This is a genomic window from Corallococcus sp. 4LFB, assembly GCF_046520365.1.
In the GTDB taxonomy this organism is placed as follows: Bacteria; Myxococcota; Myxococcia; order Myxococcales; family Myxococcaceae; genus Corallococcus; species Corallococcus caeni.
This window is the reverse complement of record NZ_JBKGHJ010000482.1, coordinates 1-6,238: the sequence shown is the minus strand read 5'-3', so window position 1 is coordinate 6,238 and position 6,238 is coordinate 1. Positions and strand designations below refer to the sequence as shown.

Here is a 6,238-nt window from a genome sequence, read left to right as displayed (position 1 = left end):
TACGCCTTGCCCACCTCCCGCACCATCACGCCCATCGACCAGCCGTCCGACACGATGTGGTGCATCACCACCACCAGCACGTGCTCGCCCTCGCCCTCCTTCACCAGCAGGGTCCGCATCAGCGGGCCCGTCTCCAGGTCGAAGGAGCGCGCCGCCTCCGCCTTCGCCAACCGCGCCGTCTCCTCCGCGCGGTCCTCCCGTCCGCTCACGTCCACCTGCTCCAGCGTCACGGGGAGGTCCGGCAGGATGCGCTGCGCGGGAACACCGTCGCGGGAGACGAAGGTGGTGCGCAGGGTTTCATGGCGCCGCACCAGCACCTCCAGCGCGTGCTGAAGCGCCGTCACGTCGAGCGGTCCCACCAGCCGGACCGCGACGGGGATGTGGTACGCGGGGCTGCCCCGGACGAGCGCATCCAGGAACCACAGCCGCTGCTGAGCGAAGGACAGCGCGGGCAGCTCCTCGCGGCTCCGCGGCTTCAAGGGCGACGGCACCCCGGTGGTGGAACCCGCGCGGTGCGCGAGCACCCGACCGGCCAGCTCCGCCACGCTGGGCCCCCGCAGCAGCACCTCCATGGGCAGGACGACGCCCAGGCCCTTCTCGATCTCGTGGCTCAGCTCCACGGCCGCGAGCGAATCCAGGCCCAGCCGGGTGATGGGCTCGGTGGAGGACACCTCTTCGGGCCGGACGCGCAGCCGCGCCGCCACGCGGGCCCGCAGCCAGGCGCCGAGCGACTCGGCGGTGTTGCCTGGCGCGGCGTCCTCGTGAACCTCCGCCCGAGCTTCGAGCGCGCCGCCCTCCTTCCACCGGGCGACGACGCGCAGCGAACCGTCGAGGAAGCTCTCGCGGCAGGCGCGCCGCTGGATCTTCCCGCTGGACGTCTTCGGGACGCTTCCCGGCTCCACCAGGAGCACCGCGTGCGGCTGGAGCTCGTGCTCCTCGCTGAGCGCCTGGCGCACCGCCGCCAGCACCGGGGCCAGGTCCCCGCCGTCGCGCAGGCTGACCTCGTGGACCTGGACCAGCCGCTCCTCGCCCGCGACGTCCACGCTGAACGCCGCGCCGGAGCCCGGACGGATCGCCGGGTGCGCGCGCTCCGCCGTCAGCTCCAGGTCCTGCGGGTAGTGGTTGCGGCCCCGCAGGATGATGAGGTCCTTGCGCCGGCCGGTGACGTACAGCTCCCCGTCCACGACGAAGCCCAGGTCTCCCGTGCGCAGGAAGAGACCTTCGCCCGTGCCCGCGAGGCGCGCCTGGAAGGTCTCCTCCGTCTGCTCCGGCCGCTGCCAGTAGCCCTGCGCGATGCTGGGCCCCTGGAGCCAGATCTCGCCCACCTCGCCGTCCGCGCGCGGCGTGCGCGCCTCCGGGTCGACGATGATCAACGACTGGTCCTGCATCGCCCGGCCACACCCCACCAGCTCGCGCGAGCCCGGCGTGCCCGGCTCCACGCGCACCGCCCGTGAGCGGGCCAGGGCGTCCCCCTCCAGCGTGAGCGCAGCCGCGCCCCTGCCCTGCTCCACGCCCGTGGCGATGAGCGTGCCTTCCGCCAGGCCGTAGCAGGGATAGAGCGACGAAGCCCGGAAGCCCTGGGGCCCGAAGGCCTTGGTGAAGCGCTCCAGCGTCTCCGTCCGGATGGGCTCCGCGCCACAGAACGACACCTCCCACGACGACAGGTCCAACCGGGCCCGGTCCTCCTCGTGGATGCGCCGCGCGCAGAGGTCGAACGCGAAGTTGGGGCCGCCGCTGATGGTGCCCCGGTACTGGGAGATGGCCTCCAGCCAGACGAGCGGACGGCGCAGGAACGTGAGCGGCGACATCAGCGTCACCGGGAACCCACCGCGCAGCGGCTCCAGGATGCCGCCGATGAGCCCCATGTCGTGGTACGGCGGCAGCCAGATGACGCCCACGCTGTCCGCGCTGGCCCGGAAGCTGCGGTGGATGGCGTCCAGGTTGTGCAGCAGGTTGCCGTGCGTGAGCATCACGCCCTTGGGCGTCCCCGTGGAGCCTGACGTGTACTGCAGGAAGGCCAGCGTGTCCGGACGCGCCACCGGCGGGCGCCACCCGTGCTCGGCCCCGGGCTCCAGCGCATCCGTGGCGGCCCAGTGCAGCCCGTTCAGCTCCGGCGCCTGCTCCGTGAGGAACTCCTTCATCGACAGGATGAAGGACGTGGTCAGCACCACCGTCGCGCGCGAGTCCTCGATGATGGCGCGCAGCCGGGGCAGCGTGCGCTCCAACCGCGACGGATCCGGCGGATACGCCGGCACCGCCACCAGCCCCGCGTAGAGACAGCCGAAGAAGCCCGCGATGTAGTCGAGCCCTGGCGGATACAACAGCACCGCCCGCGCGCCAGGCGCCACGCCCGCCAGCGCCCCCGCGATGCGCCGCGCGTACAGGTCCAGCTCCGCGTGGCTCCAGGACGCCTCCACGTCTCCCGTGTCGCCCAGGAACGTGTATCCGGAGGCGCGTGACGCGTCAGCGCCCCGCTGCCGGAGCAGGTCCACCAGGGACTCGAACGGGGGGCGCTGAGGGAACTCCGGAAGGGCGGACGGACGCGAGGAGGCCGGGCTCATTCAACTGCAAGAAATAACTGCATTTCTGAGTTTCCAATAGAGCTTTTGATTCATTGGCAACCCGACCAAACAGGACATCCTGGTCCGTATTCACTCGGCTGGAGAAATGAAGTGCGGACGTGCCGGGACACACGCGGTGCGTCACCCCCCGGGCTTGTCACACGCGCGTGAACCGGCTCAGGAGGCGGCGCGCGGGGGCTCGGCGAGGGCGTGCGGTGGGGCTCGGAGATGAGCCGGCCGGACTCGACGCGCAGCAGGCGGTCGGCCACGTCGAAGTAGCGGTCGTCGTGGGAGATGACCACCACGGCCTTGCCGCGCCGCTTCAGCTCCGGCAGCAGCTCCCGGTAGAAGACGGTCTTGAACGCCGGGTCCTGGTCCGCCGCCCACTCGTCGAAGAGGTAGATGGCGCGGTCCTCCAGCAGCGTCGTCACCAGCGCCAGCCGCTTGCGCTGCCCCTGGGAGAGCGCCGTGGTGGAGAACGCCTTCCCGTCCAGGCGCACCTTGTGCTCCAGCTTCAGGCGCTCCAGGAAGCCCTGCGCCTGGGACAGCTCCGCGTCCATGCCCATCAGGCGGTCGAAGAGGTGGAAGTCGGAGAACACCGCGGAGAAGTGCTGCCGGTAGTGCTCCCGGGTCTGGGCCGTCACGGGCTGCCCGTCCAGGAGGATCTCTCCCTCCTGGGGCGAGTACAGGCCGGTGATGAGCTTGGCGAGCGTGGTCTTCCCGCTGCCGTTGCCGCCCACGATGAACAGCAGCTCGCCCGGGCGCAGCTCCAGGTCGATGGGCCCCAGGGTGAAGGTCTGGTCGTCGTGCTCGCGCTGGTAGCGGTGGGTGGCGCCCCGCAGCTCCAGCTTCTGGAAGGACGGCCGGGTGTCCAGCGTCTGCGCCGTCTCACGCGCCATCTCCGTGGTCGACGCGAGCGACAGGCCCAGGGCCTCGAGCTTCGCGTGGGACACCTGCCCGCGGGAGATCAACGGCATGCCCTCCATGAGCGACATGAGGGGCGTCTGCAGGTAGAGCACCGCGAGCGTGTAGCCCACCAGGGCCGCCGTGGTCACCTCGGTGAGGCGCGGCAGGAGGAAGATCAGCACGCCGATGACGACGAAGAAGAGGAACATCCCCCAGCTGGAGCCCACCGCGAACGCCGTCGCGGCCCGCCGCTGGAGGTCCTTCACCCTGCCGGCGGCATCCGCGACCACGCGCGACAGGAAGTCGTCGCGCCGCCGGGCGTGGAGCTTGATCTCCTTGATGCCGTCGGTCAGCCCCCGGAAGTGCAGCATGAGCTCGTCCTGCACCTCGCGAGCCCGGCGCATGTCGCGCACCGCTCGCGCGGTGGACAGCCGGTAGGTGGCGATGCCGAGGACCAGGCAGATGACGAGCGCGAGCAGCAGCGTCCGCGACAGCATCACCATGTAGACGAGGCAGCCGAACACCGTGGAGGCGTTGATGACCAGCCGGGGCAGCATGGCCATGGCGTTGGTGAGGTGGAACAGGTCCTCCGTCAGGGCGGACAGGAGCCGGTGGGAGCCCTGCTCCTCCAGTTGACGCAGCGGCGCCCAGGCGATCTGCGCGCTCGTCTTCAACCGCAGGTCGAAGAGCGCGTCCTGGTTGATCTGGCTGATCAACACCTGGGCCATGATGCGGGACACCAGCGCCGCGGCGACCAGCCCCACGAAGATGGCGACCCCGGCGGACCCGTGGGGCTGGGGGTCGGACAGGGTGCGGTTGATCATCGCGATCAACCCGGCCCCACAGGCGCCGGACAGGAGGCCGGCCAGCACCGAGGCCAGGAAGCGGCCCTTCGAGGCCTGGAACAGCAGGGACAGCAGGTTCATGCGCCCTGCCTCGCGCGCCACGCATCCAGGACCTGCCGTGAGCCGCCCGTGGCATCGAGCGTCAGCGCGTACACGTCCAGCGCCTCCGTCAGCAGGTGCGAGCCGAGCAGCTCCGCTGCGCCCGCGCCGCCGGGGCCCTGCCGCAACACCCGTTGCGCCGCCACCACCGCGAGGCCGTCCTCCACCAGCGGGGGCCGCTCCGCGCCGCCTTCCGACGGGACGAGTTCCTCCAGCGGCACGGGCGCGTCCACGCCCGACAGCGCCTGGGGGTCCGCGAGCGGAAGCAGGAGGGCCGCGAGCCGTGCCGGATGGCCGAGCACGCGCGCCTGGGCGTGGAGCCGGTCCATGGCGACCCCGAGCGAGAACAGCCCCTCCCACGCGAAGGGCCCCAGCCGCCCGAGGGAGGGGAGCGTCCGCGAGAGCACGCCGAGCTCGAGCATGCGGCGCAGGCAGCCTCGGCCACGCCCAGGCCCAGGCACTCCAGCAGCTCGTGGAGGCGCAAGGCGAATGGGCTGTCCGGCAGCGCGGCGACGCCCTCGCGCAGCGCCTCCAGCGTCCGGGGCTCAATCGTCAGGCCGCGCCGCGCGCAGATGCGCAGCGCCCGGTAGACGAGCGACGGATCATCCCGGAAGCGCGCGGAGGGCTCGCCCAGCGAGCGCAGCACGTGGGCGCGCACGTCCGCCACCCCGCCCACGAAGTCGAGCGTCTGGCCCGTGGCCGGATCGTGGAAGAGCGCGTTGACGGAGAAGTCACGCGAGGCCGCGTCCTGGGCCACGGTGCCCACCGGGAGCTCGCGGGCCACGGCGAGGAGGTCGGCGTCCAGGGGCACCCTCGGCGTGGACGCGGGCGTGCGCAGGGGACGCAGCGTGGCCACGTCGAAGGGCTTCCCGCCCTGGAACACCAGCGTCATCACAGAGCCCCGGCCGCCCAGCATCAGGCACTCCTCGAAGAGGCCGTGGGTCTGGTCCGCCCGTGCGTCCGTGGCGATGTCGAAGTCCTTCGGCGTCTGCCCGAGCAGCAGGTCCCTCACGCATCCGCCCACCAGCAGCGCCTGGAACCCCGCGCCGCGAAGGCGCTCGAGGATGGCCAGGGCATTGGGGTCGATGCGCGAGGCATCAAGGGTCAGGGGAGTGGTGGAGGCCTGGGGCATGCGAGGGGGCTCACTTCCGCGCGGCCCTCGGGGAAGGGCGCGGGCGGAGCAACACACGCGGATACCCTTGAAGTCCACGATAAAGTTTCATCCGGCACAGGCCCGTCAGGACAGCCTTCCCTCCCAGAGCTAAATATACAAATAAAGCGAACATTCCTGTCAGCCCGGTTGATGCGCGGGACGCGGCCCGCGTCCTCGCGGCTGCGCGCCTCGAGGTCCGTGGCGAGCGCGCGCGGCCACGTCGAAGCTCGAATCGCGGCGCGTGCACAGGTTGTGGGTGAGCCCTTCGTGCCCAAAGGGGGGAGCACCCGTCATGGAAACCCGCCGTCCCCTTCCCTGCCCTGACGACCGGGGAGGGCGGCCGTGCAGCGCCCGTCCCGGGGGAGGCGGCACATGAAGCCGGGGCGACACGCGCCGGAGGCCGAGTCCTTCTTCCACCTCGGGCAGGGGCCGCTCGGGACGCATGCCTGCCACGGCACCGCCTGCTTCGTCGCGCGGCGCCTCGACCCCGCGCGCTGGCGGCAGGCCACGTCGGGCGAGACCCGCGTCTACTGCCTGGGCCAGTGCTACCGGGCCCCCTCCATCACCGGCGAGGACGCCCGCCCGGAGGTGCACGTGCGGGCCCCTCGCGCCATCACGCTGGGGCGCGTCGCGGCCGGCGGAGCGCGCGCCCTGCCGGAGGCCACCCGTCAGGG

Annotated in this window: 4 protein-coding genes; 1 reads left to right on the top strand and 3 read right to left on the bottom strand. The window is 71.9% G+C overall.

The genetic code is table 11. The features are described 5' to 3' along the window. The 3 genes from ACLEQD_RS34650 to ACLEQD_RS34640 all read right to left on the bottom strand — a co-directional run. A partial coding sequence (locus tag ACLEQD_RS34650) for an AMP-binding protein (protein ID WP_410389977.1) occupies nt 1-2,492 on the bottom strand: 2,492 nt, incomplete at its 3' end. 119 nt (nt 2,493-2,611) lie between these two features. Further along, complete coding sequence (locus ACLEQD_RS34645; RefSeq protein WP_410389975.1) at nt 2,612-4,393, bottom strand: cyclic peptide export ABC transporter; 1,782 nt, start codon at nt 4,391-4,393, stop codon at nt 2,612-2,614. A gap of 88 nt (nt 4,394-4,481) precedes the next feature. Beyond that, complete coding sequence (locus tag ACLEQD_RS34640) at nt 4,482-5,543, bottom strand: hypothetical protein (RefSeq protein WP_410389973.1); 1,062 nt, start codon at nt 5,541-5,543, stop codon at nt 4,482-4,484. A gap of 393 nt (nt 5,544-5,936) precedes the next feature. Between ACLEQD_RS34640 and ACLEQD_RS34635 the strand changes: the two genes are divergently transcribed. Next, a partial coding sequence (locus ACLEQD_RS34635) for a hypothetical protein (protein ID WP_410389971.1) occupies nt 5,937-6,238 on the top strand: 302 nt, incomplete at its 3' end.

What these genes read in the sequence shown, in the direction of transcription:
- ACLEQD_RS34645 (WP_410389975.1), bottom strand. Translation starts at nt 4,393, where the DNA reads ATGAACCTGCTGTCCCTGCTGTTCCAGGCCTCGAAGGGCCGCTTCCTG.
- ACLEQD_RS34640 (WP_410389973.1), bottom strand. Translation starts at nt 5,543, where the DNA reads ATGCCCCAGGCCTCCACCACTCCCCTGACCCTTGATGCCTCGCGCATC.